At 73.6% G+C, this 25776-nt stretch carries 21 protein-coding genes and 1 pseudogene; 10 read left to right on the top strand and 12 right to left on the bottom strand.

The window, feature by feature from the left end; genetic code table 11:
• Position 1: 1 nt before the first annotated feature.
• Positions 2-517 carry a transcriptional regulator NrdR gene (gene nrdR, locus O7633_RS29105; RefSeq protein ID WP_282324673.1) on the bottom strand — a complete coding sequence of 172 codons (516 nt, stop codon included), beginning with the start codon at positions 515-517 and terminating at the stop codon, positions 2-4.
• Positions 518-1093: 576 nt separating this feature from the next.
• Here nrdR and lexA point away from each other — a divergent pair.
• A complete protein-coding gene (lexA, locus tag O7633_RS29100; RefSeq protein WP_282324672.1) occupies positions 1094-1879 on the top strand; it encodes a transcriptional repressor LexA in 786 nt (261 codons plus the stop codon).
• 122 nt (positions 1880-2001) lie between these two features.
• Here the strand turns inward: lexA and O7633_RS29095 are convergent, their stop codons facing one another.
• Both O7633_RS29095 and hflX read right to left on the bottom strand, forming a co-directional pair.
• Positions 2002-3678, bottom strand: coding sequence for a hypothetical protein (locus tag O7633_RS29095; RefSeq protein ID WP_282324671.1), 1677 nt, complete (start codon positions 3676-3678; stop codon positions 2002-2004).
• A gap of 109 nt (positions 3679-3787) precedes the next feature.
• Positions 3788-5236, bottom strand: coding sequence for a GTPase HflX (gene hflX, locus O7633_RS29090; protein ID WP_282324670.1), 1449 nt, complete (start codon positions 5234-5236; stop codon positions 3788-3790).
• Positions 5237-5392: 156 nt separating this feature from the next.
• Here hflX and O7633_RS29085 point away from each other — a divergent pair, with 156 nt between their 5' ends.
• Positions 5393-6919 (top strand): NAD-dependent malic enzyme, encoded by a 1527-nt coding sequence (locus tag O7633_RS29085; protein ID WP_282324669.1) that lies wholly within the window; start codon positions 5393-5395, stop codon positions 6917-6919.
• Here O7633_RS29085 and dapF read toward each other — a convergent pair whose 3' ends face one another.
• From dapF to O7633_RS29070, 3 genes are read right to left on the bottom strand one after another with little or no spacing between them, the layout of a single operon-like run.
• Positions 6920-7765, bottom strand: coding sequence for a diaminopimelate epimerase (gene dapF, locus O7633_RS29080; RefSeq protein ID WP_282324668.1), 846 nt, complete (start codon positions 7763-7765; stop codon positions 6920-6922). It abuts the gene before it with no gap.
• Between the two features lie 7 nt (positions 7766-7772).
• Complete coding sequence (gene miaA / locus O7633_RS29075) at positions 7773-8741, bottom strand: tRNA (adenosine(37)-N6)-dimethylallyltransferase MiaA (RefSeq protein ID WP_282324667.1); 969 nt, start codon at positions 8739-8741, stop codon at positions 7773-7775.
• Entirely contained in the window at positions 8738-9616 is an 879-nt protein-coding gene (locus O7633_RS29070) for a hypothetical protein (protein ID WP_282324666.1), read from the bottom strand. The genes miaA and O7633_RS29070 overlap by 4 nt, the downstream gene beginning before the upstream one ends.
• Positions 9617-9768: 152 nt before the next feature.
• Between O7633_RS29070 and O7633_RS29065 the strand changes: the two genes are divergently transcribed.
• From O7633_RS29065 to O7633_RS29055, 3 genes are all read left to right on the top strand, one after another.
• Entirely contained in the window at positions 9769-10977 is a 1209-nt protein-coding gene (locus O7633_RS29065; protein WP_282324665.1) for a DUF349 domain-containing protein, read from the top strand.
• A 522-nt stretch (positions 10978-11499) separates the two neighbouring features.
• Entirely contained in the window at positions 11500-13149 is a 1650-nt protein-coding gene (locus tag O7633_RS29060; RefSeq protein ID WP_178063909.1) for a cellulase family glycosylhydrolase, read from the top strand.
• Positions 13150-13447: 298 nt separating this feature from the next.
• The gene (locus tag O7633_RS29055) at positions 13448-14413 is read left to right on the top strand and encodes a right-handed parallel beta-helix repeat-containing protein (RefSeq protein WP_282324664.1); all 966 of its coding nucleotides are present in this window, start codon (positions 13448-13450) and stop codon (positions 14411-14413) included.
• A 49-nt stretch (positions 14414-14462) separates the two neighbouring features.
• Here the strand turns inward: O7633_RS29055 and miaB are convergent, their stop codons facing one another.
• Positions 14463-16034 (bottom strand): tRNA (N6-isopentenyl adenosine(37)-C2)-methylthiotransferase MiaB, encoded by a 1572-nt coding sequence (miaB, locus tag O7633_RS29050; protein ID WP_282324663.1) that lies wholly within the window; start codon positions 16032-16034, stop codon positions 14463-14465.
• 52 nt (positions 16035-16086) lie between these two features.
• Between miaB and O7633_RS29045 the strand changes: the two genes are divergently transcribed.
• Entirely contained in the window at positions 16087-16323 is a 237-nt protein-coding gene (locus O7633_RS29045; protein ID WP_074473948.1) for a DUF2277 family protein, read from the top strand.
• Between the two features lie 271 nt (positions 16324-16594).
• Here O7633_RS29045 and O7633_RS29040 read toward each other — a convergent pair whose 3' ends face one another.
• Positions 16595-17074 (bottom strand): hypothetical protein, encoded by a 480-nt coding sequence (locus O7633_RS29040; protein WP_074473947.1) that lies wholly within the window; start codon positions 17072-17074, stop codon positions 16595-16597.
• A gap of 217 nt (positions 17075-17291) precedes the next feature.
• Positions 17292-18281 (bottom strand): selenide, water dikinase SelD, encoded by a 990-nt coding sequence (gene selD, locus O7633_RS29035; protein ID WP_278133126.1) that lies wholly within the window; start codon positions 18279-18281, stop codon positions 17292-17294.
• Positions 18282-18475: 194 nt separating this feature from the next.
• On the opposite strand from selD, the gene O7633_RS29030 reads away from it, so the two are divergent.
• The 4 genes from O7633_RS29030 to O7633_RS29015 all read left to right on the top strand — a co-directional run bounded on the left by O7633_RS29030 (position 18476) and on the right by O7633_RS29015 (position 21790).
• Complete coding sequence (locus O7633_RS29030) at positions 18476-19231, top strand: amino acid ABC transporter ATP-binding protein (protein WP_074473945.1); 756 nt, start codon at positions 18476-18478, stop codon at positions 19229-19231.
• 58 nt (positions 19232-19289) lie between these two features.
• Positions 19290-20156 carry a glutamate ABC transporter substrate-binding protein gene (locus tag O7633_RS29025; RefSeq protein ID WP_282324662.1) on the top strand — a complete coding sequence of 289 codons (867 nt, stop codon included), beginning with the start codon at positions 19290-19292 and terminating at the stop codon, positions 20154-20156.
• Between the two features lie 78 nt (positions 20157-20234).
• On the top strand, positions 20235-20909 hold the full coding sequence (locus O7633_RS29020) for an amino acid ABC transporter permease (protein WP_282324661.1): 675 nt from the start codon (positions 20235-20237) through the stop codon (positions 20907-20909).
• Positions 20906-21790, top strand: coding sequence for an amino acid ABC transporter permease (locus O7633_RS29015; RefSeq protein WP_348776347.1), 885 nt, complete (start codon positions 20906-20908; stop codon positions 21788-21790). The genes O7633_RS29020 and O7633_RS29015 overlap by 4 nt, the downstream gene beginning before the upstream one ends.
• Before the next feature lie 91 nt (positions 21791-21881).
• Here the strand turns inward: O7633_RS29015 and rny are convergent, their stop codons facing one another.
• From rny to O7633_RS29000, 3 genes and pseudogenes are all read right to left on the bottom strand, one after another.
• Complete coding sequence (rny, locus tag O7633_RS29010; protein WP_282324659.1) at positions 21882-23648, bottom strand: ribonuclease Y; 1767 nt, start codon at positions 23646-23648, stop codon at positions 21882-21884.
• A gap of 752 nt (positions 23649-24400) precedes the next feature.
• Positions 24401-25123 (bottom strand): regulatory protein RecX, encoded by a 723-nt coding sequence (locus O7633_RS29005; RefSeq protein ID WP_282324658.1) that lies wholly within the window; start codon positions 25121-25123, stop codon positions 24401-24403.
• Positions 25124-25137: 14 nt separating this feature from the next.
• A pseudogene (locus O7633_RS29000) lies at positions 25138-25674 on the bottom strand (recombinase RecA); the annotation flags it as partial.
• Between the last annotated feature and the right edge of the window lie 102 nt (positions 25675-25776).

The raw sequence follows: 25776 nt of genomic DNA, 5'->3' as shown, positions 1-25776 counted from the left end.
ATCATTCGGTACGGCCGGCGGCCCCCGCCGCCGCCGTCCCGTCGCCGCCGGCCACGACGCCCTCCCGGGCGCGGGCGGCGGCCCGCAGCGTCTCGATCTCGCGCTCGAAGTCCGCGAGGGAGTCGAACGAGCGGTAGACGCTGGCGAAGCGCAGGTAGGCCACCTCGTCCAGGTCCCGCAGCGGGCCCAGGATCGCCAGGCCGACGTCGTGGCTGGGGATCTCGGCGGCCCCCTTGGCCCGGATGGTCTCCTCGACCTTCTGCGCGAGTAGGGCGATCGAGTCCTCGTCGACCGGTCGCCCCTGGCACGCCTTGCGCACCCCACCGACGATCTTGATGCGGCTGAACGGCTCGGTCACCCCGCTCCGCTTGACCACGGCGAGCACCGCCTCCTCGACGGTGGTGAACCGCTTGCCACACTCGGGGCAGGACCGCCGCCGCCGGATCAGCTGGCCGTCGTCGGCCTCCCGCGAGTCGACGACCCGGGAGTCGGCGTGCCGGCAATATGGGCACCGCATCGCCTGACCTCCTTCATCGACGGCGGGCCGACAGGCATCCCCGGGCACGCGAAACCGCGGCGCCGGCCCCGCTCGGGGACCGCCACCGGGTGCGGTAGCGGGAAGTGCGGTCGGTAGTCGAACCCAACCTGTAGGCGACTTACGCCCGTGTGACTACTACATCTAGGGGTTGACCGTATGCGTCCGGCGGACCGTGGTCAAGTTCGCCGGGGCGTGTCCGGCGCGTCGCCAGAATCACGTCGGCACCCCCTCCGCAGGGCCGCCGAAAGCCCCAACGCGGCACGCGTCCCCCCGGTCACGCCCTGCGGCCGACCCGCGCCTCGAACGGGGATCGGGCAGGCGTGCATCGAACTGACGTTCGAGCGCGCGTACCATTTATCAGAACAGGCGTTCGGATTTCCCGCTTTTCGCGTCCGACACGCCGACGAAGGTCGTACAGATGTTTGAAAATGGCCGATCCCACCTATACGGTCAAGAACAACCGGGCCGGGGAGCACGCGGACCGGCCGAGGCAACGCGCGGCTCACCCCACGCCCCGAGCCGCCGGGCAACGAGCGCCGACCAGGGAGGACGGACGTGACCAAGGACCGGGCCAGCCGGCCGAAGAACCCGCAGCAGAGCACCGAGGCGGGTCCGCCGGCCACCCGACGCCCCCGCGCCGCGCGCAGTCGGGCCGCCCAGCCGGCCGTGCGCCCGGTCACCCCGATGGTCAGCAGCTTCCCCGACCCGGCCACGGTCGACCTGACCGCCCGGCAGCGCCGCATCCTGGAGTTCATCCGCACCTGGGTCGAGCGGCACGGCTACCCGCCGAGCGTGCGGGAGATCGGCGAGGCCGTCGGCCTGGTCTCCCCGTCCAGCGTCGCCTACCAGCTCAAGGAGCTGGAGAAGAAGGGCTTCCTGCGGCGCGACCCGAACCGGCCGCGCGCGGTGGACGTCCGGGCTCCCGCCGACACCCTCGACGACGAGGCGAGCCGCTCGCAGCGCCCCGCACCGGCGTACGTGCCGATGCTCGGCCGGATCGCCGCCGGTGGCCCCATCCTCGCCGAGCAGTCGGTGGAGGACGTCTTCCCCCTCCCCCGCGAGCTGGTGGGCGAGGGCGAGGTCTTCATGCTCCAGGTCAAGGGCGACTCGATGCTCGACGCGGCGATCTGCGACGGCGACTGGGTGGTGGTGCGGCAGCAGCCGACCGCCGAGGCCGGCGACATCGTCGCCGCGATGCTCGACGGCGAGGCGACGGTGAAGACCTACCGCCGCCGTGACGGCCACGTCTGGCTGATGCCGCAGAACCCGGCCTTCGACCCGATCCCGGGTGACGACGCCACCATCATGGGTCGGGTCGTCGCGGTCCTGCGCCGCATCTGACGGGCCGCGCCCCCTGACGGGCCACCCGGGCCGGTGGCGCCCACCGCCGACGGCCACGGGTGCCCGCGCACCCGGGCGGGCCGGTGGGCGAGGACGCCCGCCGCGCCGGGGCGCGACCGCGGTCAGTACCGGTCGCCCCGGTATTCGCGGCCCCCGCCGGGCGGCTGGCCGTAGCCGCCGCGCTCGTCGCCGGGCCCGCCGTCGCCGTGCCGCCCTCCGCGCGGGTCCCTGGGGTCGCGCCCCCGCCGGGGCGGCTCGGCCCGCCCGCCGTAGACCCCGCCACGGCCCGGCTGGGCCGCCCGGTCCGGGGGCGGGGCCCCGCCGCCACCCCGGCCGGGGGGAGCACCCCCGGGCTGCGCGCCGCCGTACCCGCCGCCGGAGGGCCGGCCACCGCCACCCCCGTACACGCCGCCGCCCTGCGGGGGGCGGGCGGCCCCCGCCGGGCGGGCCGCGCCGCCGTACACGCCGCCGGAGGGCGGGCGGGGGCCGGCGGCGGGGGCCGGGGCGGCGGCGTATCCGCCACCGCCGGCCGGCACTCCGCCGTAGACGCCGCCCCGGCCGCCGCCCGGCGGCCGGCCGTCGACCGGCCGCCCCCGGGCCGGTCCGGCCGGACCGGCGTTGAGCGGGAACTCGTCGCGTTCCGGCAGGTCGGCGTCGCCGGACGGGTCGTCGGGCGGCGCGGGACGCCGCCGGGCCCGCAGGATGCCGAAGATGCCGGCACCGACCATCAGCGCGCCGATCACGCCGACGGCCGCGATGAGGTACGTGATCTCGTCGAGGCTCAGCCCCTCGATCCAGGACTTCTCCGCCGCCGGCTTCGGCGGGCCGGCGTCGCCGCCGTTCAGCGCCTCGGCGCCGGTGGTGGCGGGGGTGTAGGCGAGGATCTCGATGGCCTCGTCCTCCCCCAGTTCGCCGCCATCGGAGACGGTGACGAACGACTTGCCGTCGGGGGTGTAGGAGATCGCCTCGCCGAACGGGTCCGTCAGTGGGGTCACACGGGGCTTGCCGCCGGTCAGCGCGCCGACGATGTCGCCGCCGGAGACGTCGTACTCGAAGGCGTCCGCGTACGTGCGCAGCACCACCTTCTTGCCGTCGGGCGAGCGGGCGGCGCCGGTGATGGCGACCCGGCCGATGGTGTTGAGCACGTTCGGGGTGTTCGTCTTCGGCAGGGAGACCTCGCCGACCCTGGTCATCGGCACGGGGTCGGTGTCGCCGCTGTTGAGCTTGCCCTCCGGGGTGAAGATCTCGGCCTTGCCGCTGGCCACCTTCGTGATGATCAGCGGCTTGCCGTCGTCGCCGATCAGCAGCGCCTCGGCGTCGTGCGGCTTCTTCTCCGGGTACGACAGCCGGTGCAGCACCGGCCGGGCCGACCCGTCGGCCGGCATGCTCCACACCGCGACCCGTTCCCGCCGCTCGGTGCTGGTGATGTTGTCGCCGATGTCGCCGATCCAGAGCTTCTCGCCGTCCGGCGAGAGCGCCAGGTCCTCCGTGTCGAGCGGGCCGTTGCCCGAGTAGCGGACCTCCCTCGTCACCTGGCACTTGGTGTCGAGGAAGAACACCCGCTTGCGCGCCTCGATGGTGGTGCCGTCGTTGATCACGACGTAGCCGCTCCTGGTCGCCACCAGGCCGGAGAGCTCGCGCAGCCGCTCGTCGGTGACGGCGCAGCGCTTCTTGCCGGGGGTCGGATCGGGGGCGGCGGCGGCCCCGGGGGCGGGCGCGGCCAGGGCGACTCCGGGGAGCGCCACGGTCGCCCCGAGCAGGCCGAGGGCAACCGTGACCGAGGAAACAGCGCGGCGCATGGGGTCAGTGTCGCATGCCCGTGTAAACGCGAGGGGCACGCCGGACCGCCCGTCGCGGGTGGTCCGGCGTGCCCCTCGTTGTCGCGTGCCGGGCCGGGCCGGCCCGGGTTCACCGGGCGGCGGCGACCCGCTCCTCGGCGGCGGCGTACGGCGCCAGCTCGGCGGCGAGCGCCTCGTCGACCCGCACGTGCAGCATCGTGCCCTCCGGCAGGTGGGCGGAGCTGAGCACCTCGCCCTGTCGGTGCACCCGGGCGACCAGGGCCCCCCGGTCGTACGGCAGCACGGCCCGGACCTCCACGGCGGGGCTGGGCAGCCGCGTCTCGATGGCGGCCCGCACCTCGTCGATCCCCCGCCCGGAGCGGGCCGAGGCGAACACGGCGTCGGGCCAGAGCCGCTTGAGGCGCAGCAGCGTCTCCTCGTCGGCCGCGTCGGTCTTGTTGACCACCAGCAGCTCGGGCAGCCGGTCCGCGCCCACCTCGGCGAGCACCTCGCGGACCGCCCGGACCTGCTCCTCCGGGTCCGGGTGGGCGCCGTCGACGACGTGCACCACCAGGTCGGCGTCGGCGACCTCCTCCAGCGTCGAGCGGAACGCCTCGACGATCTGGTGCGGCAGGTGCCGGACGAAGCCGACGGTGTCGGACAGGGTGTAGATGCGCCCGTCGGGCGCGGTGGCCTTGCGGGTGGTCGGGTCCAGCGTGGCGAACAGGGCGTCCTCCACCAGCACGCCGGCACCGGTCAGGCGGTTGAGCAGGCTGGACTTGCCGGCGTTGGTGTAGCCGGCGATCGCCACGGCGGGCACCGCGTTGCGGGAGCGGCGGGCGCGCTTGGTCTGGCGTACGGTGCGCATGGCCTTGATCTCGCGGCGCAGCCGGGCGATGCGGTGCCGGATGCGCCGCCGGTCGGTCTCCAGCTTGGTCTCACCGGGGCCGCGGACGCCGACGCCGCCGCCCGCGCCGCCGCCGCGGCCGGAGCCACCGGTCTGGCGGGACAGCGTCTCGCCCCAGCCGCGCAGCCGGGGCAGCAGGTATTCGAGCTGGGCCAGCTCGACCTGCGCCCGGCCCTCCTTGCTCTTGGCGTGCTGGGCGAAGATGTCGAGGATCAGGGCGGTGCGGTCGACCACCTTGACCTTGATGCGCTGCTCCAGGTTGCGCAGCTGGGACGGGGACAGCTCACCGTCGCAGATCACGGTGTCGGCGCCGCTGGCGAGCACCGCCGCGCCGAGGTCGTCGACCTTGCCCCGGCCGATGTAGGTGGCGGGGTCGGGGCGGCTGCGGCGCTGGATCAGCCCTTCGAGGACCTGCGAGCCGGCCGTCTCGGCGAGCTGCGCCAGCTCGGTGAGGGAGTTGTCGGCGTCGGTCTGCGTGCCCTCGGTCCAGACCCCGACGAGCACGACCCGCTCCAGCCGGAGCTGGCGGTATTCGACCTCGGTGATGTCGGTGAGCTCGGTGGAGAGGCCAGGGACCCGCCGCAGCGCCTGCCGCTCCGACAGCTCGAACTCCCCGGTGGTCGCCTCGAGCTCGTCGTCCATGAGGGGTACGTAGGTCTCCTGGTCGCGCAAACCGCGCCTCCTGTCCGTTATGTGCCGTGGCGACGGATTCTGTCGCGTACGACCAATCCTGACACGTGTCAACGCCGGATGCACCCGCTATATGCCCGTCGCGTGGACCACCGAACGTGGGGGTGAGTGCTCCGCGATCCGGGCGGGCGAGTAGAAATGCGGGGCGAGGAAAGACCGACCCCGATCAGCGTCGACGGAGGGAATCCTGTGGCCATCACCCGACTTCCGAGCGCGGGATTCTCGATCACGATCCGGATCTCCGTGCCGGCGGACGCCTCGTCGATCGGCCGGCTGACCACCTCCGTCGGCGAGGCCGGGGCGATCGTCACCGCGCTCGACGTGGTCGACTCCGACCCCACGCACGTGCTGGTCGACCTGACCTGCGACACCGCCGACGCCGGCCACGCCGACCAGGTCGTCGACGCGCTCACCGCCCTGGACGGGGTGGACGTGCGCAAGGTGTCCGACCGCACGTTCCTGCTGCACCTCGGCGGCAAGATCGAGGTGAGCTCGAAGGTCGCGCTGCGCAACCGCGACGAGCTGTCCCGGGCGTACACGCCGGGCGTGGCCCGGGTCTGCATGGCGATCGCGGAGAACCCGGCCGACGCCCGGCGGCTCACCATCAAGCGCAACACGGTCGCGGTGGTCAGCGACGGCTCGGCGGTGCTCGGCCTGGGCAACCTCGGGCCGGCGGCGTCGCTGCCGGTGATGGAGGGCAAGGCGGCGCTGTTCAAGCGCTTCGGCGGGGTGGACGCCTGGCCGGTGGTGCTCGACACCCAGGACACCGACGAGATCGTGGCGATCGTCAAGGCGATCGCGCCCGCGTACGGCGGGATCAACCTGGAGGACATCGCCGCGCCGCGCTGCTTCGAGATCGAGGCCCGGCTGCGCGACGCGCTGGACATCCCGGTGTTCCACGACGACCAGCACGGCACCGCGATCTGCGTGCTGGCCGCGCTGACCAACGCCCTGCGCGTCGTGGGCAAGCAGCTCGCGGACGTGCGGGTGGTCGTCTCGGGCGCGGGCGCGGCCGGCACCGCGATCATGAAGCTGCTGCTGCGCCAGGGCGTCGGCGACATCATCGCGTACGACCGGCAGGGCGCCCTGCACCGCGGCCTGACCGGGCTCAACCCGGCCTGGCAGTGGCTGGCCGAGAACACCAACAAGGAGAACTACTCCGGCGACCTGGCCGGGGCGGTGCGCGGCACGGACGTGTTCATCGGGGTGAGCGCGCCCAACCTGCTCACCGGCGACGACATCGCCACCATGGCCAAGGACGCGATCGTCTTCGCGCTGGCCAACCCGGACCCGGAGGTCGACCCCCGGGAGGCGCGCAAGCACGCCGCCGTGGTCGCCACGGGCCGTTCCGACCAGCCCAACCAGATCAACAACGTGCTCGCCTTCCCGGGCGTGTTCCGGGGCATGCTCGACGCGCACGCCGAGGAGTTCACCGAGGAGATGGCGATCGCCGCCGCCCGGGCCATCGCGGACGTCGTCGGCGAGGACAAGATCAACCCGACCGTCATCGTGCCCAGCGTGTTCGACGCCCGGGTGGCGCCGGCGGTCGCCGCGGCCGTCCGCGCCGCCGCGCAGACCCCCGCCGCCGCCGTTCCCCCGCCGGCCGCCGACCCGGGCCCGGCGGACCTCCCGGAGATCGCCGCCACCGCCAGCGCCACCCCCTGATCAGCGGCGGAGCGCGGCGGGGTCGACGGCGCCGGTGGCGATCAGGAGGGCCGGGCCCGCCAGCCAGCAGGCGTCGTCGGTCACCGTGACCGTGAGGCGGCCGCCGGGGACGTCGACCGTCACCGTGCCGGCGTCCCGGCCGGCGTCGCGCAGGGCGACCGCGGCGACCGCGCACGCGCCCGTGCCGCAGGACAGCGTCTCGGCGGAGCCCCGCTCGTGGACCCGCATCAGCACGTGGCCGTCGACGCCGTCGACCGGGTCGCCGGGGACGGTGAACTCGACGTTCACCCCGGCCGGGAAGAGCGCCGGGTCGACGGCGGGGGCCCGGGTGAGGTCGAGCGCGCCCAGGTCCAGCCCGGCCGGCAGGGCGCAGACGAGGTGCGGGTTGCCGACGTCCACAGCGGTGCCGGCGAGGGTCAGCCCGCCCAGGGCGGCGGTCGACGTGTCGTACAGCCGGGGGCGGCGCATCTCCACGGCGATGCCGTCGCCCTCGACGCGGGCCCGCACCAGGCCGGCGCGGGTGACCACCGGCACGGTGCCGTCGACGGGCTCGGCCAGCTCCTGCGCCAGCAGGTAGCGGACGAAGACCCGCGCGCCGTTGCCGCACATCTCGGCGAAGGACCCGTCGGCGTTCCAGTAGTCCATGAACCACTCGGCCTCGCCGGCCCGGCCCGCCCCCTCGGGGTGCTTGGCGGCCCGCACCACCCGCAGCACGCCGTCCGCGCCGAGGCCCCGCCGCCGGTCGCAGAGCGCGGCGACCAGGCCCGGGGTCAGGTCGAGCGCGCCGTCCGGGTCGGGGAGGATGACGAAGTCGTTGCCGGTGCCGTGTCCCTTGGTGAACTCCACGCCCCCATCATCGCGCAGCCGCCCCGACGAGACGCAGCGCCGCCTCGGCCAGCCCCGGGTCGGCGGAGTCCAGCCAGTGGATCCGTGGGTCGCGGCGGAACCAGGAGCGCTGCCGGCGGACGAACCGCCGGGTGGCCCGGATCGTCTCGTCGTGCGCCTCGGCCTCGGTCAGCTCGCCGGCGAGGAAGCGCAGCACCTGCTGGTAGCCGAGCGCCCGGCTGGCCGTGCGGCCCTCCGGCAGGCCCCGGTCGAGCAGGCCCCGGACCTCGTCGACCAGGCCGTCGGCCCACATCCGGTCCACCCGCAACGCGATCCGCTCGTCGAGCGCCGCGGTGTCCAGGTCGACGCCGAGCTGCACCGACGGGTAGTACGGGGTGGGTTCGGGCAGCGCCGCCGTGAACGGGGCCCCGGTCAGCTCGATGACCTCCAGGGCGCGGACGATCCGCCGGCCGTTGCCGGGCAGGATGCCCTCGGCCGCCGCCGGGTCGGCCGCGCGCAGCCGGGCGTGCAGGGGGGCGGGGCCGACGGCCGCCAGCTCCGCCTCCAGCCGGGCGCGCAGCTGCGGGTCGGTGCCGGGGAACTCGAACCGTTCCAGCACCGCCCGCACGTACAGCCCGGAGCCGCCGACCAGCAGCGGCACCCGGCCCCGGGCCAGGATGTCGTCGACCGCCGCGCGGGCCAGCCGCTGGTATTCCGCGACGCTGGCCGGCTCGGTCACCGGCCAGATGTCGAGCAGGTGGTGCGGCACCCCGTCCCGCTCGGCGGGGGTGAGCTTCGCCGTGCCGACGTCCATGCCCCGGTAGAGCTGCATCGAGTCGGCGTTGACCACCTCGCCGCCGAGGGCGTGGGCGAGGGCGATGCTCAGCGCGGACTTGCCGGCGGCGGTGGGCCCGACGACGGCGACGACGGTGCCGCGCCCGGCGGGCCCGGCGCTGCCGGCGTCGGCGTCGCACCCGGCGGGCCCGGTCGCGGTCACGCCGGCTCCCAGGTGGCCACGAAGTAGGCGACGCCGTAGGGCGCGTCGTGGTAGGTCAGGTCGCCGCGCCAGTCGCCGCCCGCCGCCCGGGCCGCGCCGGCCAGCACCTGCCAGGACCCGCGCCCGGCGACCTTCAGCCGCGTCGACAGGGCCGGGTCGAGGCCGAGCAGCGCCTCGGCGTCCGCGTCGGCCAGGGCCCGGGCGACCCCGTCGTCGTACGCTCCCGCGAGCGGGTCGGCGTAGCCGGGGGCCTTCGTGCCGTGGCACGCGGAGCCGTCGCCGAGCACCAGCAGCGCCACCCGGGGGCGACGCCGGTGCACCTGCCCGGCCAGCTCGGCCAGCTCGGCGGGACTCGCCGCGGCGGCCACCTGGGCGGCGTCGACCGGCGCCCCGACCCGGTGCCGGGCGAGCAGCCACGCGCCCACGGCCAGGCTCAGCGGGAGGGTGGGCGCATCCGTCGTCGCCGGGAAGCCGCCGGCGGCCCGGGCGGCGGGCGGCGGGAACGGGGCGGCCTCCCCCGGCCCGGCCGGCAACCGGCTGTCGCCCGGCCCCGGCGGCAACCGGTCGTCGCCCGGCCCGGTCGGCAGCGGGACGGACAGGTCCACCCCCCAGGGCCGGAAGGACCCGACGGCCGGCGGCGCGATCCATCCGGTCGCCGGCCCGGTGCCCAGCAGCACCAGCCCGTCGGGGGCGCAGGCCAACAGCCGGGCCACGGCGGCGTCGGCGGCGCGGCGGAGTTCGGCCAGCTCAGCGGCGGCGGCGCCGGCCAGCTCGGGCACGATCAGGGGCGGGTGGGGGCAGACGGCGGCGGCGACCAGGGGCACCCGTTCACCGTAGCGGGACCCACCGGTGCGTCCCCGCGCCGATCCGGTCATCGGGGGGCTAGGACACCGTATGGTCACGGTCGACGACAGGCGCTCGACGCGGACGGGGGCGGACCTGTGACAATGCCGGGAGTAAGTTTGCTGCGCCGTGGCGGCGCTCGCGGGCCCTGGCCCGTCGACGCCGGGAGAACGAGGATGGGCACATGAGCGACTGGACGGCCTTCGGACGGGTGGACGCGGACGGCACCGTTTACGTCAAGACCGCCGAGGGCGAGCGGGTGGTCGGATCCTGGCAGGCGGGCGCTCCGGAGGAGGGACTGGCCCACTTCGCCCGCCGCTTCGCGGACCTGGTCACCGAGGTGGACCTGACCGAGGCACGGCTCAACTCGGGCGCGGCGGACGCCGGACACTCGTTGACCACGATCCGCCGGATCCGCGCCGGGCTGGCCGAGGCGCACGTCGTCGGCGACATCGACGCCCTGACGGCGCGGCTGGACAAGCTTGCCACGGTCGCCGAGGAGAAGGCGGGCGAGGCGCGCGCCGCGCGGGAGGCCGCCCGGGGCGAGGCCCTGGCGCGCAAGACCGCCCTCGTGGAGGAGGCCGAGAAGCTGGCGGCCGAGTCGACCGGCTGGAAGACCGCCGGGGACCGGCTCAAGGAGATCCTCGACGAGTGGAAGACCATCCGGGGCGTCGACAAGAAGGCCGACGGCGAGCTGTGGAAGCGGTTCGCCGCCGCCCGGGACGGCTTCACCCGCCGCCGGGGCGCCCACTTCGCCTCCCTCGACTCGCAGCGCAAGCAGGCGCAGCAGGTCAAGGAGGACCTGGTCGCCGAGGCCGAGAAGCTGCGGGACTCCACCGACTGGGCGGCCACGGCCAACCAGCTCAAGGACCTGATGACCCAGTGGAAGGCCGCCCCGCGCGCCGCCAAGGAGGCCGAGCAGAAGCTCTGGGAACGGTTCCGGGCGGCCCAGGACGCGTTCTTCACCCGGCGCAGCGAGGTGTTCTCGGCGCGGGACAACGAGCAGCGGGCCAACCTGGAGCGCAAGCAGGCGCTGCTCGCCGAGGCGGAGGCGCTCGACGTCGACGCCGACCCGAAGGGCGCCCAGGCCAAGCTGCGCGAGATCCAGGCGCAGTGGCACGAGGCCGGCCGGGTGCCGCGGGAGGCCGCCGCCGGGCTGGAGCGGCGGCTGCGGGTCGTCGACGACAAGGTCCGCGAGGTGATGGACTCGGCGTGGCGGCGGACCACCAAGGAGGACAACCCGCTGCTGGCCCAGATGCGCGCGCAGGTGGCCGAGGCCGAGGAGCGGCTGGCCCGGGCCCAGGCCGCCGGGGACAACCGGCGGATCAAGGAGGCCGAGCAGGCGCTCGCGTCGAAGCGGCAGTTCCTCCAGCTCGCGGAGCAGGCCGGCTGAGCTGACCGTCCCGGAAGCCCCCGGCCCCCACGCGGGCCGGGGGCTTCCGGCTGTCCGGGGTTCCGGATGCCTCTCCTCCCGCCCCGCGCCCCGCGCCCCGCGCCGAGATCGTGCTCGATCGTGGATCGAGTGGCATCGCCGCCGCCCGGATGCCACTCGATCCACGATCGTGCGGCGGGCACCGACCTTCGGGCGATCCGACCGGCGCGCCCGGCCAGGTTGACGCGTCGAGGCAACCTGATGACAATCATCGGCGGAGCCAGGCAGCAGCACCGGCGCGAGGGCACCGACGGCGGCACCGCCGTCGGGAGTCGCCGGTCCACCGCGAGTGGTCGCGTACGCGTCGTCGCCACATCCGCATTCCGCGTTCCCGGTCGGCACATCGTCGTCACCGGTCGGCAGGCTGCCGCCCCGGTCGGCGCGCCGTCGGCACGCCGACCTGCGGGCACCGGGCGACGGCCCTCCCCCTGGTTTCCGCCCGCGCCGTCGTATGCGGCGGCGGGCATCCGAAGTGGAGTCCGCATGCACAGATCCACCGCCCTCGGCGGCGCGCTCACCGCGCTCGCCACCGCCGCGGCCGGCGTCCTCGTCGCCGCCGCCGTCGGCACCGCGCCGGCAGCCGCCGCCACCGGCGGCACCGGCACCGGCTACCTGCACACCAACGGCAGCAAGATCGTCGACAGCACCGGCGCGACGGTCCGCCTGACCGGCATCAACTGGTTCGGCATGGAGACCGACAACAAGACCTTCCACGGCCTGTGGTCGAACAACCCGTGGCGCGGCCAGCTCGACACGATGGCCCGCCTCGGCTACAACACGCTGCGCATCCCGTACTCGAACGACGCGTTGAAGCCGGGGGCGACGGCGAGCGGCATCAACGACTTCGTGAACCCCGACCTGGTGGGGCTGTCGCCGTTGCAGATCCTCGACAAGGTCATCGCCTACGCGGGCAGCAAGGGGATGCGGGTCATCCTGGACCGGCACCGGCCGACCGCGGCCGGGCAGTCGCCGCTGTGGTACACGTCGACCGTGTCGGAGGCGACCTGGATCAACGACTGGAAGATGCTGGCCCAGCGGTACGCGAACAACCCGACGGTCATCGGGGCGGACCTGCACAACGAGCCGCACGCCGAGGGCACCAACCCGGCGGCCACCGGCGCCTGCTGGGGCTGCGGGGACACGACGCGGGACTGGCGGCTGGCGGCCGAACGGGCCGGCAACGCGATCCTCGGGGTGCAGCCGAACTGGCTGATCTTCGTCGAGGGGGTGAGCTGCCCCAGCGGCGGCCTGTCGAACGTCTGGGACAACGACCCGAGCAACGACGAGGACTGCGGCTGGTGGGGCGGCAACCTCTCCAAGGCCGGGCAGTTCCCCGTCCGGCTGAACGTGGCGAACCGGCTGGTCTACTCCCCGCACGAGTACGCCACCAGCGTCTACGAGCAGAACTGGTTCAAGGCGCCGGACTACCCGGCGAACCTGCCGGCGATCTGGGACAAGTACTGGGGATACCTCTACAAGCAGAACATCGCCCCGATCATGATGGGCGAGTTCGGCAGCACCCTGGCCGACCCGCGCGACAAGGTGTGGCTGGAGAACCTGATGGCGTACACCGGCACCGGGGTCAACGGCATGTCGTTCACCTACTGGTCGTGGAACCCCAACTCGGGTGACACCGGCGGCATCGCGCTGGACGACTGGACCAACGTCAACACGGCGAAGCAGGCGATCCTCCAGCCGTACCTGATCGCGCCGGTGGGTGGCGGGACCGATCCGACGCCGACCGGAAGCCCGACGGGGACGCCGACCGGCACCCCCACGCCCACGCCGACCTCCACCCCGCCGCCGACCACCACGCCGCCGCCGGCCGGCGGCTGCACCGCCACCTACCAGCAGGTCAGCTCGTGGGCGGGCGGCTTCCAGGGCGAGCTCACCGTGAAGAACGGCGGCTCGTCGGCGGTCAACCCGTGGTCGGTGACCTGGAACTGGCCGGCCGGGGTCACGCTGGTCAGCGGCTGGAACGCCACCGTGACCCAGTCCGGCACGACGGTGACGGCCGCTGCGCCGGCCTGGTCCGCCTCGCTCGCGGCGGGCGCGTCGGTGACCGTCGGCTTCACCGCCAACGGGTCCGCCGCGACGCCCGGCACGGTCAAGCTGAACGGCGTCGCCTGCTGACGCTGCGCGCCACCGATGACGGCGGCCGGCACCCGACCCGGGTGCCGGCCGCTGTTCTTCGTACAGGTCGGGACGGTCGGCGCAAGGGTTTACATCGATCGATATCTGTGTTTACATCGGGAAAGCGCTTGCCTGAGTAGTCGGCACGCCAGCACGGGAGCCGCTTCTCACCCCAGGACAGTCCACACCGGCGGGGACCCGGACCACCGTCTCCGGCCGACCCAGACGCCACGACCGGGCACCGGCGTCAGCGATCGGCCGATCGGTCCGCGCCCCCGCGACCACCGAAGGGAAGCACATGCGCATCACGGCACGACGTCGCACCACGCTGCTCGCCGCAGCCGCCACCGCCTCCGCCCTCGTCGCCGGAGCCCTCACCGTCGCCACCGCCCCGGCCTCGGCCGGACCCACCGACCTGGTCGGCTGGGCCACCCAGAACGGGGGCACCACGGGCGGCGGCAGCGCCGCGACCACCACGGTCACCAGCGCCTCCGCGCTGACCACCGCCGTCGGGTCCAGCAGCGCGGCGGTGATCCGGGTCTCCGGCACCATCTCCTGCACCGGCATGCTGCGGGTCCGGTCCAACAAGACCATCCTCGGCAACCCGGGCGCGACCATCAGCGGCTGCGGCTTCAACATCAGCGGCGACCGCAACGTGATCATCCGCAACATCACGTTCAAGAGCTGGAACGACGACGCGATCAACGTGCAGGAGTCGGCGACCAACATCTGGGTCGACCACAACACCTTCACCGGCGGCTACGACGGCGCGGTCGACATCAAGCGCGGCTCGGACTTCGTCACCGTGTCGTGGAACCGGGTCTACAGCCACGACAAGTCGATGCTGCTCGGCCACAGCGACGACAACGCCAGCCAGGACACCGGCCACCTGCGGGTGACCTACCACCACAACTGGTTCGACGCGAGCACCCAGCGGCACCCCCGGGTCCGCTTCGGCAACCCGGTGCACGTCTACAACAACTACTACTACCGCAACAGCGGCTACGGCGTGGCCTCCACCATGAGCGCCGGCGTGCTCGTCGAGGGCAACTACTTCGAGAGCGTCAGCGACCCGTTCCACCTCGGCGAGGGCAGCTCCGGGCCCGGCACCCTGGTCGCCCGGAACAACTACTTCGTCAGCTCCGGCAGCGGCCAGGCCGGCGGCAGCGTGAAGAGCATCCCGTACTCGTACACCCTCGACAGCGCGAGCAGCGTCAAGTCGATCGTCACGGGCGGCGCGGGCGCGGGCCGGATCTCGGTCTGACCCCGCGCGACCTGGTCGGGGCCCGCCGGCGCGGCGGGCCCCGATCGCGTCAGTGCGTCGCGCAGCCGGTCGCCGGCGCGGGCGTCGCGGCCGGCGCGCCGACCGTGGGCAGCCCGAGCAACACCCCGGGGGTACGCGGGGCGCGGCCGGCCTCGGCGGCGTCGCCGGCCCGGGTGCGCCGGTGCGCCAGCGGCGCCCCGTCGGCGTTGAGGTGGTGCGGGGCGGCGTAGGTGACCGTGGTGTGCACGATGTCGCCGGGGCGGATCCGCCCGGCGAGCGACCCGGCCTCGCCGTGCTGGCCGTTCACGCCCGTCGCGCCGTGCCCGCCGTTCGCGCCCGTCGCGCCGTGCCCGCCAGTCGCGAAGTGGACCAGGCGGCCGTCGCGGGCCCGGCCCGACATCCGGCCCGTGCGCTCGTCCTTGCGCCCCTCGCCGACGGCGACCAGCACCTCGACGGGCTGCCCCACCAACTTGCGGTTCTCCGCCCAGGTGATCTCCTCCACCGTCGCGATCAGCCGCTCGTAGCGCTCCTGCACCACCTGCTTGGGCAGCTGGTCGGGCATCGTCGCGGCCGGCGTGCCGGGGCGCTTGGAATACTGGAACGTGAACGCCGAGGCGAACCGGGCCTCGCGGACCACGTCCAGGGTGCGCTGGAAGTCGGCCTCGGTCTCGCCGGGGAAGCCGACGATGATGTCGGTGGTGATCGCCGCGTCGGGCATCGCCGCCCGGACCCGCTCGATGATCCCCAGGTACTTCTCCGACCGGTAGGACCGGCGCATCGCCTTCAGCACGTCGTCGGAGCCGGACTGCAACGGCATGTGCAGCGAGTGGCAGACGTTCGGGGTCTCGGCCATCGCGGCGATCACGTCGTCGGTGAAGTCCTTCGGATGCGGGCTGGTGAACCGGACCCGCTCCAGCCCGTCGATCTCGCCGCAGGCGCGCAGCAGCTTGCCGAACGCGTAGCGGTCGCCGAACTCGACGCCGTAGGAGTTGACGTTCTGCCCGAGCAGGGTCACCTCCAGCACGCCCGAGTCGACCAGGGCGCGGACCTCGGCGAGGACGTCGCCCGGGCGGCGGTCCTTCTCCTTGCCGCGCAGGGACGGCACGATGCAGAACGTGCAGGTGTTGTTGCAGCCGACCGAGATCGACACCCAGCCGGCGTACGTCGACTCGCGCCGGGTCGGCAGCGTCGACGGGAAGACGTCGAGCGACTCCAGGATCTCCACCTCGGCGGCGGCGTTGTGCCGGGCCCGCTCCAGCAGCGCCGGCAGCGACCCGATGTTGTGCGTGCCGAACACCACGTCCACCCAGGGCGCCTTGCGGACGATGTCGCCGCGGTCCTTCTGGGCGAGACAGCCACCGACGGCGATCTGCATCCCGGGGTGCTTGTCCTTCACGGGGCGCAGGTGACCCAGGTTGCCGTAGAGCCGGTTGTCGGCGTTCTCCCGGACGGCGCAGGTGTTGAACACCACCACGTCGGGCTCGCCGTCGGCCTCGACGGCGCGCACGTAACCCGCCTGTTCCAGCAGGCCGGAAATGCGCTCGGAGTCGTGCACGTTCATCTGGCAGCCGTACGTGCGCACCTGGTAGGTGCGCGGGCTGCCCGCGGCTGCGGTAGTCATGACCCGCACAGCGTATCCGCACGAGCCGACAGAACCCGAACGAGGAGGAGCCGTGTGCCGCAGCATCAAGACCCTGCGTGAGCCGTACGTGCCGGAGGTGAGCCGGGCCGACATCGAGGCGGCGGCGTTGCAGTACGTCCGGAAGATCTCCGGGTTCCGCGCGCCGGCCGCGCACAACGCGGCGGCGTTCGACGCGGCCGTGGCCGCCGTCGCCGAGGCCACCGCGACGCTGCTGGACCAGCTCGTGGTGCGCGGCGGCACCCCGCAGCGCCCGGCCGCCGAGGGCTGAGCCGGGGCTGCCGCGGTCCCGGGCCGGCAAGCGCCGTGCCCGGGCCACCGGGGCCGGACCGGGCCGGGCGAGCCACGGGACCGGGCCGGGACCGGGCCGGGGCTGGGCCGGGGCTGGGCCGGGGCTGGGCCGGGGCTGGGCCGGGGCCGAGCCGCACAGGGCCGAGCCGGGGCTGGGCCGGGGCCGAGCCGCACAGGGGCCGAGCCGGACCGGACCGGGCCGGGGCCGCCGGGGCAGCGCCCGGGGCACCGGGCCGGCCGGCCCCGGGCGGTCAGGCCGCGGCGAGGGCCGGGAAGACCGAGTCCGGGGCCCACCTCGACCGGTGGCAGCGCGACCAGCCCCGGCAGCCGGGGTGGGCCACGGTGCACAGCCGCTGGCCGCTGAGCACCTCGCCGTCGTCGGTCTCCCGCACGTCGAAGTGCACCGGCCGGATCGTGCCGTCCGGCGCGACCAGCAGATGCCGGCCGGCGTCGAGGGTGTCGTCGCGCAGCACGCAGTTGCGGCCGAGCAGCCGGGCCAGCGCGGCGACGCAGGGCAGCTCCGTCAGGCTCTCGGGCACCCCGTAGCAGTCCACCATGGTGCCGAACACCCCCGGCGCCTCCCAGACGTCGCAGATCACCGCGTACGTCGGCAGCCGGGCCGGGTCGGCCACCGCGAGCGGCATCACCACCCGCCCCAGGGCCTCGGCCAGCGCCGGGTACACCTCCACCGGGGGTGCCCCGTCGATTCTCCAGTTCCACAGCTCGGTCACGCCGCCTCCTCGCTGCGTTCGTCCCACCGGCCTCCGGATCGGGCCTTACTGACGATGGTGGGGGGCATTTGACCGCAGCCGGGGGCAAGTTACCGGTCTGTGACCATTCCGGGCAAAATTTCCTACGCCGCGGTCGCGGACAGTGGCGGAAAGACGACAGTTTATCGGCTATGGTGCGCAGGCCGGGAAGCCCGCAGGCCGCGCGGGCGAGCCGAGATCAGCGCACGACCAGCAGGTGCTCGCCGCGCGGCAGCAGCTCCCCGACCACCGGGGCCCCCGGCAGCTCCCCGGCGACCAGCAGCCCGCCCGAGGTCTGCGCGTCGGCCAGCAGCAGCCGCTCCGCCTCGTCGACGCCGCCGAAGTCGGTCCAGGGCGTCACCCAGTCCAGGTTGCGCCGGGTGCCGCCGCTGACGTACCCGTCGCGCAGCGCCTCCCGCGCGCCCGGCAGGTAGGGCACCCGGGCCGCGTCGATCGCCACCGTGAGCCGGCTCGCCCGGGCCAGCTTGGAGGCGTGCCCGAGCAGCCCGAACCCGGTCACGTCGGTGCCGCACCGGACGCCGGCGGCGACCGCCGCCCGCGCGGCGTCCCGGTTCAGCGCCGCCATCGAGGCGACCGCCTCGGCGAACCGCTCGCCGGTGGCCTTGTGCCGGGTGTTGAGCACCCCGACGCCGAGCGGCTTGGTCAGCGACAGCGGCAGCCCGGCCCGCCCGGCGTCGAGGGTGATCAGCTCGTCGGGCCGGACCACGCCGGTGACCGCCAGCCCGTACTTCGGGCCGTCGTCGTCGACGCTGTGCCCGCCGGCCAGGTGGCAGCCGGCCTCCCGGGCCACGTCCTGACCGCCGCGCAGCACCTCCCGGGCCAGCTCCAGCGGCAGCCGCTCGCGGGGCCAGCAGAGCAGGTTGAGCGCGACGAGCGGGGTGCCGCCCATGGCGTACACGTCGGAGAGCGCGTTGGCGGCGGCGATGCGGCCCCAGTCGTAGGCGTCGTCGACGACCGGGGTGAAGAAGTCGGCGGTGCTGACCAGGCCGGTGCGCTCGTCGAGGCGGACCACCGCGGCGTCGTCGCCGTTCTCCAGGCCGACCAGCAGCTCGGCCGCGCCGGCGGACGGGCCGAGGCCGGCGACCATCGCCTCCAGCTCGCCGGGCGGGATCTTGCACGCGCAGCCGCCGCCACGGGCGTAGTCGGTCAGTCGCACCGGCTCGGTCATCCCCTCATGATCGCTTCCAGCCGGCCCCGCCGCCACCCGGACGGGCCGGTCGGGGACGGATACCTGACTCCCGGTGCGGATCGTTACCGGTGTTACCGCACCGTGACCAGATGAGTGGCGATCCGCCATGTCGACCCGCCTACAGTGGCCGGACCGGGGGTCATCCGACTCGGACGTACGTGACGACAGGGACGGTGGACGACGTGACGACGGGCGAACCGCTCATCGTGCTGGACGGGGTCAACAAGCACTTCGGGCCGCTGCACGTGCTGCAGGACGTCTCGCTCTCGGTCGGCCGGGGCGAGGTCGTCGTCGTGATCGGCCCGTCGGGCTCGGGCAAGTCGACGCTGTGCCGGGCGATCAACCGGCTGGAGCCGATCAGCTCCGGCACGATCACCTTCGACGGCACCCCGCTGCCCGCCGAGGGCAGGGCGCTGGCCCGGCTGCGCAGCGAGGTCGGCATGGTGTTCCAGTCGTTCAACCTCTTCGCGCACAAGACGATCCTGGAGAACGTCACGCTCGGCCCCGTCAAGGTCCGCAAGGAGAAGCCGGCCGCCGCGCGCGAGCGCGGGCTGGCCCTGCTGGACCGGGTCGGCATCGCCAACCAGGCCGACAAGTATCCCGCCCAGCTCTCCGGCGGCCAGCAGCAGCGGGCCGCGATCGCCCGCGCGCTGGCGATGCAGCCCAAGGCGATGCTCTTCGACGAGCCGACCAGCGCGCTCGACCCGGAGATGGTCGGCGAGGTGCTGGAGGTGATGACCTCCCTGGCCCGCGACGGCATGACCATGGTCGTGGTCACCCACGAGATGGGCTTCGCCCGGCACGCGGCCAACCGGGTCATCTTCATGGCCGACGGCCAACTCGTCGAGGACGCTCCCCCGGCCGAGTTCTTCGCCAACCCGCGCAGCGAGCGCGCCAAGGACTTCCTGTCGAAGATCCTGACGCACTAGGCGTCCGTCCGTGGAGCGCGTCGTCCCCCGGCGGGCTCCGTCGAAGAAGGAGAGAAGTATGCGTATGAAGCGCGTGGCGGCGGTCGCCATGGCCGCCGCCCTGTCGTTCGGCATGGCCGCCTGCGGCGGCGACAGCGACGGCGAGGCCGGCGGTTCGGGCGCCAAGGGCATCATCGGCAAGGCGCAGAACCAGAAGAAGCTGGTGATCGGCGTCAAGGCGGACCAGCCCGGCCTGGGCCTCCAGACCGGCAGCACCTACGAGGGCTTCGACGTCGAGATCGCCAAGATCATCGCCAAGGGCCTGGGCGTCGAGGCCGACAGCATCGAGTGGAAGACCACCGTTTCCAACAACCGCGAGCCCTTCATCCAGCAGGGCACCGTCGACCTGGTCGTGGCGACGTACACGATCAACGACGAGCGCAAGCAGAAGATCAGCTTTGCCGGGCCGTACTTCATCGCCGGGCAGGACCTGCTGGTCAAGGCGGACTCCACGATCGCGGGGCCGGAGGGGCTGGACGGCAAGACCGTCTGCTCAGTGACCGGCTCGACGCCGGCCAAGCGGATCCAGACCGAGCACCCGAAGGCCAAGCTCCAGCAGTTCGACTCGTACTCGAAGTGCCTGCCGCTGTTGCAGAACGGCCAGGTGGACGCGGTGACCACCGACGACATCATCCTGGCTGGCTACGCCGCGCAGGAGCAGTACGCCGGCAAGTTCAAGGTGGTCGGCAAGCCCTTCTCCAGCGAGCCCTACGGAATCGGCCTGAAGAAGGACGACAAGGACGGCTGCGAGAAGGTCAACGAGATCCTCAAGGCCGCCGCCTCGGACGGCTCGTACAAGGCCGCCTGGGACTCGACCCTGGGCAAGAGCGGCAAGGCCGCGCCCGAGCTCGACACCACCAAGCTGACCAACTGCGGCAGCGTCTGACAGAGTCCGGGGCCGGCACCCTCGTCGTGCCGGCCCCGGACCGTCACGACGCGGACGACCTGCCCCGGGAGTCGACGAATGCACGTGTTCGCTGATCAGACCAACCTCGACGCGTACGTGTCGGGCTTCCTGTGGATCCTCAAGCTGACCGGCGCGTCGGCGTTCTTCGCGCTGGCGCTGGGCGTGCTGCTCGCCGCGTTCCGGGTCTCCCCCGTGCCGGTGCTGCGCGGCGTGGGCGCCGCCTGGGTCAACATCTTCCGCAACACACCGCTGACGCTGATCATCTTCTTCTGCTACTTCGGGCTCTTCTCCACGCTGGGGCTCAGCCTCTCCGACGAACTGGACCTGAACAACTACTGGCTGGGCGTCGTGGGCCTGTCGGTCTACACGGCCGCGTTCGTCTGCGAGGCGGTGCGCTCCGGCATCAACACCGTCCCCGCCGGTCAGGCCGAGGCGGCCCGGGCGATCGGGCTGACCTTCTTCCAGACGCTGCGGATCGTGATCCTGCCCCAGGCCGGGCGGGCGGTGGTGGCGCCGCTGGGCAGCGTGCTGATCGCGCTGTGCAAGAACGCGACGATCGTCGGCACCATCGGCCTCATCGAGGCGTCGAGCGTGATGAAGGACCTGATCAACAGCAACGGGGACGCGGTCATCCCGATCTTCCTGGTGTTCGCCGGCACCTTCGCCGCGCTCCTGATTCCCACCGGCTACTTCTTCGGCTGGCTGGCCAACCGAATGGCGGTGAAGCGCTGATGAGCAGCACGGTCCTGTACGACCACCCAGGGCCGCGCGCCCGCATCCGCAACGCGGTGCTCAGCGTCGCCTTCGGCGTCGGCCTCGTCGCCCTGCTCTGGTGGGTCTACCGCAAGTTCGCCGAGGCCGGGCAGTGGGAAGGCCGGCTCTGGCAGCCGTTCGCCGAGCCGGACACCTGGACCCAGTTCATCATCCCCGGCCTGCGGCAGACCCTGCTCGCCGCAGCCACCGGAATGGTCCTGTCGCTCGCCTTCGGCATCGTCTTCGCCGTCGGGCGGCTCTCCGACCGCTGGTGGATCAGGGTGCCGTCCGGCGTCGTGGTGGAGTTCTTCCGGGCCGTGCCGCTGCTGCTGCTGATCTTCTTCATCTTCTACGGCGTGCCGTTCCTCATCCAGGCTCCCGTCTCGGCGTTCTGGTCCGTGGTCGTGGGCCTCACCCTGTACAACGGGTCCGTGCTCGCCGAGGCGTTCCGCGCCGGCATCCGCTCGATCCCGAGGGGCCAGGCCGAGGCCGCCTACGCGGTGGGCATGCGCAAGAGCCAGGTCATGCGGCTCATCCTGGTGCCGCAGGCCGCCCGGGCGATGCTGCCGGTGATCGTCAGCCAGTTGGTCGTGCTGCTCAAGGACACCGCGCTCGGCTACATCGTGGCCTTCCCCGAGCTGCTCCAGCGCGGCGTCAACGACCTCTCGGCCAACTACGGCAACGTGGTGGCGGCGGCGATCGTGGTGGCCGCGATCTACATCGTGATCAACTCGCTGATCACCATGCTGGCGGGCTGGCTCGACCGGCGCACCCAGCGACGCGGTTTCCGCGCCGCGAAGAAGACGACCGCCGGCCCGGCCCCGATCCTCGAACAAGCGGTCACCGAGCCGCAGGGCTGAGCCCGGCAACGCGACACCGCCCCCGACCCATCCCGGCGGTCCCTGCACGTCACGGCTCCCGTCCCCGGCCGGGGACGGGAGCCGGTGGCTGTCAGCGGGCGATCTCGGTGACCCGGGACTCGCGGACCACGGTCACCCGGATCTGCCCCGGGTAGGTCAGCTCCTCCTCGATCTGCTTGGCCACGTCCCGGGCCAGGACCGCCGCGCCGATGTCGTCGACGTCGTCGGGCTTGACCATCACCCGGATCTCCCGGCCCGCCTGCATGGCGAAGACCTTCTCCACGCCGAGCTTCCCGGCCGCGATCTCCTCGATCCGCTCCAGCCGCTTGACGTACGCCTCAAGGCTCTCCCGCCGCGCCCCCGGCCGCCCGCCGGAGCAGGCGTCGGACGCCTGGGTGAGCACGGCCTCGATGGTCTGCGGCGGCACCTCGTTGTGGTGCGCCTCGATCGCGTGGACGACGTCCTCGCTCTCGCCGTACTTGCGGGCCAGGTCCGCGCCGATGATGGCGTGGCTGCCCTCGACCTCGTGGGTGAGCGCCTTGCCGATGTCGTGCAGGAACGCCGACCGCTTGATGGTCGGCACGTCCAGCCGCAGTTCGGCGGCCATGATCCCGGCGATGTGCGCGGTCTCCACGAGGTGCTTGAGCACGTTCTGCCCGTACGAGGTGCGGTAGCGCAGCCGCCCGAGCAGGCTTACCAGCTCGGGGTGGATCTCGGTGATGCCGACCTCGACGAGGGCGTCCTCGGCGGCCCGGTGGCAGAGCTGTTCCACCTCCTGTCGGGCCAGGTCGTAGACCTCCTCGATCCGGTGCGGGTGGATCCGGCCGTCGAGCACGAGCTTCTCCAGCGTCAACCGGCCGACCTCGCGGCGGACCGGGTCGAAGCAGGACAGCAGCACGGCCTCGGGGGTGTCGTCGATGATCAGGTTGACCCCGGTGACCGACTCGAAGGCGCGGATGTTGCGCCCCTCCCGGCCGATGATCCGCCCCTTCATCTCGTCACCGGGCAGGTGCAGGACGCTGACCACGCTCTCCGCGGTCTGCTCGCTGGCCACCCGCTGGATGGCGTCCACCACGATGTGCCGGGCGCGCTGTTCGGCGGTGTTGCGGGCGTCGGACTCGATGTCCCGCACCAGCAGCGCGGCCTCCCGCTTCGCCTGGGTCTCGATCACCTCGATCAGCTCGGCGCGGGCGGCGTCGGCGGTCAGCCCGGCGACGCGCTCCAACTCGCGGCGGCGCTGCTCCTCGGCCTCGGCGACGGCCTGCTCGCGCTCGGCCAGCGCGGACTCGCGGGCGGCGAGCGCGGCGCTGGCGGCGGTGAGCTGCCGCTCCCGGTCGGCCAGCCGCTCCACCTCCTCGGTGTGCAGCCGCTCCCGCTCGTCCATCCGGGCGGCCCGCCGTTCCACCTCGGCGGCCTGTTCCCGGGTGGTCGCGGCGAGCACGGCGACCTCGCGTTCCCCGCTGCGGCGGGCCGCCGTGCGCAGTTGCTCGGCGTCGGCCTCGGCCTGCTTGTGGGCCCGCTCCAGGACGGTGTCGGCCTCCGCGCGGGCGTCGTCGAGCACCCGACGGGCCTCGGCCCGGGCCGCCTTCGCCTCGGCCTTCGCGGCGGCGGCCTCGGCGCGCGCCGCCGACGCGGCGGACTTGGCCACGTCGATGGTGCTGTTCACCTCGTCGGCGGCGGTGCGCAGGGCGGCCAGCGACTGCTCCTGGCGGTCCTTCTCGGCGATGTAGGCCGGGTCCTCCGGGCGGGGCGCCGCGCTGAGCCGGCGCATCGTCCGCATGCCCACCAGCACCGCGCCGACCACGACCAGGACGAGGACCAGTACCACCCCGAGGAGGACGGCGTCGAAGGCGTTCACGGCCGCGTCTCCGCGCCGGACCGGGACCGCGCCGCCGCCCGTGCGCCGTTGCCGGCTGACGCCGGCAGGCCGGCGTCAGCCGCCGCCGGCCTGCCGCTGTCGCCGGCCGCGACCCGCCTGCCGGCCGACGCCTGCGGACCGCTGTCGTCTGCCGCCCGCGCACTGCGGCGTGCGCCGTCGCCGACCGCCGCCCTGCCGGGACCACCCGTGGACCTCTGCCGCCCCGCCATGGCCGCCTCCCCTGAACGTCGGCACCGCAGTGAGCGTGCCGGGTGGGCACGTGCGCTGCGGCTCTGAGACGCCCGACCTGAGCGACTGGCCGTGGATAGCTTTCCGCCGGCGGTGCCCACGGGGCATCGCCGACGGCCGGGTGCAGTTGTCGTGCCGACCCCGGACCGGCCTGTCCGGAGCTGACACCGCAGACCGGCGAGCCGGCCAAAGTGATGCTGTTCTGTTACGCGATCTATGTTGTGCGCTTTGCTTGCGCTTGGTCGGGCAATGTGAGCCTGTATGGCGAGGCTAGGTCTCCGGGTGCCGTCTGGTCAAGGACTCATGATCAAACCCCCCGAACGGAGAGAAGTTGACGAGTCACTAACCGCTGATGCCGCGCCGGACACGACCGGACAAAGGAGACCGGACCCGTCCCGCTCAGCGGGAATCGTCGACGCCGTACGGCCGGAGCCGCCCCGGCGCGCGCCCAGCCGGGCCGGACTGCGGCCCGCCGCCGGCCAGGCGCGCCTCGACGGGCCCGCTCAGTCGAGCGGGCGGGGGTCCGGGGTGAGCTCGCCCTCCGCGTCGGCGAGCGCGTCGGCGTCGATGCCGTCGGCGAACTCGGCCGCCTCGGCGCTCTGCGCGGCGAGCGCGTCCTTCACGGCCCGGATCGCCACGCCCGGCGGGTAGCCCTTGCGGGCGAGCATGCCGACGAGGCGGCGGAAGACGGCGTCCGGCTCCCCCCGGGCCGTGCGCAGCTTCCGGTCGACCAGCGCCCGGGCCGTCTCGGCCTCGGTCTCCTCGTCCAGCTCGTCGAGGGCCTCGCTGGCCACCTCACCGTCCACGCCCCGCCGCCGCAGCTCGTTGGCCAGGGCCCGGCGGGCCAGCCCCCGGCCGGCGTGCCGGCTGGACACCCAGGCGCGGGCGAACGCGGCGTCGTCGATGATGCCGACCTCGTCGTAGCGGTCGAGCACCCCGGCGGACACCTCCTCGGAGATCCCCCGCTTGGCCAGCGCGGCGGCCAGCTCGGCCCGGGTACGCGGGCGCACGGCGAGCTGACGCAGGCAGACCTCCCGGGCCAGCTCCGCCTCGTCACGTGGCGACGCCCCGGTGTCGTGCGGCGCGTCCGCGCCGACCTCCGGGGGGATCGCCCCGTCGGTGGGGGCACGCCGGCCGCGCCGGGGACGGGGCGGGCCGGCGGCGTCACCCGCGCGGGGCGGGCTGGCATCCCAGCCCCGCCCCGTGCGGGCGCGTCGTCCTGTCACTGGTCAGCGACCGGTCAGAAGTCGACCGGCGGCAGCTCCGGGCCACCGGCGGCGTCACCCGCGCCGACCCCGACGCCGAGCTTCTCCAGGATCTTCTTCTCGATCTCGGCCGCCACGTCCGGGTTCTCGCGGAGGAACTCGCGGGCCTTCTCCTTGCCCTGGCCGAGCTGGTCGCCGTCGTAGGTGTACCAGGCGCCGGACTTGCGGATGATCGCCTGCTCCACGCCCACGTCGATGAGCGAGCCCTCGCGGGAGATGCCCTTGCCGTACATGATGTCGAACTCGGCCTGCTTGAACGGCGCGGCGACCTTGTTCTTCACCACCTTGACCCGGGTGCGGTTGCCGACCACGTCGGTGCCGTCCTTCAGGCTCTCGATGCGGCGCACGTCGAGCCGGACCGAGGCGTAGAACTTCAGCGCCCGGCCACCGGTGGTGGTCTCGGGGCTGTTGTGCACCATCACGCCGTCGACGAAGTAGTTGTGGTTGCCCTCGACCTCGATGTCGAACCGGTTCATGGACCGGCCCTTGGGCTTGACGTGCACGTCGATGATCCGGGCCGGCACCGGCGTCAGCTCCGCCGCGACGAACTGCGGCTCGACCGCGCACTGGCCACGGAACCGGGGCAGCAGCTTGGACTCCATCGCCGCCGGCAC

This window comes from Micromonospora sp. WMMD712 (genome assembly GCF_029581295.1).
Taxonomy (GTDB): domain Bacteria; phylum Actinomycetota; class Actinomycetes; order Mycobacteriales; family Micromonosporaceae; genus Micromonospora; species Micromonospora carbonacea.
This window is presented reverse-complemented; position numbering and strand designations above follow the sequence as displayed.

What these genes read in the sequence shown, in the direction of transcription:
- O7633_RS29025 (WP_282324662.1), top strand. Translation starts at nt 19,290, where the DNA reads ATGCGTATGAAGCGCGTGGCGGCGGTCGCCATGGCCGCCGCCCTGTCG.
- O7633_RS29020 (WP_282324661.1), top strand. Translation starts at nt 20,235, where the DNA reads ATGCACGTGTTCGCTGATCAGACCAACCTCGACGCGTACGTGTCGGGC.
- selD (WP_278133126.1), bottom strand. Translation starts at nt 18,281, where the DNA reads ATGACCGAGCCGGTGCGACTGACCGACTACGCCCGTGGCGGCGGCTGC.
- O7633_RS29095 (WP_282324671.1), bottom strand. Translation starts at nt 3,678, where the DNA reads ATGCGCCGCGCTGTTTCCTCGGTCACGGTTGCCCTCGGCCTGCTCGGG.
- miaB (WP_282324663.1), bottom strand. Translation starts at nt 16,034, where the DNA reads ATGACTACCGCAGCCGCGGGCAGCCCGCGCACCTACCAGGTGCGCACG.
- O7633_RS29060 (WP_178063909.1), top strand. Translation starts at nt 11,500, where the DNA reads ATGCACAGATCCACCGCCCTCGGCGGCGCGCTCACCGCGCTCGCCACC.
- O7633_RS29070 (WP_282324666.1), bottom strand. Translation starts at nt 9,616, where the DNA reads ATGACCGGATCGGCGCGGGGACGCACCGGTGGGTCCCGCTACGGTGAA.
- O7633_RS29085 (WP_282324669.1), top strand. Translation starts at nt 5,393, where the DNA reads ATGCGGGGCGAGGAAAGACCGACCCCGATCAGCGTCGACGGAGGGAAT.
- O7633_RS29055 (WP_282324664.1), top strand. Translation starts at nt 13,448, where the DNA reads ATGCGCATCACGGCACGACGTCGCACCACGCTGCTCGCCGCAGCCGCC.
- nrdR (WP_282324673.1), bottom strand. Translation starts at nt 517, where the DNA reads ATGCGGTGCCCATATTGCCGGCACGCCGACTCCCGGGTCGTCGACTCG.
- O7633_RS29065 (WP_282324665.1), top strand. Translation starts at nt 9,769, where the DNA reads ATGAGCGACTGGACGGCCTTCGGACGGGTGGACGCGGACGGCACCGTT.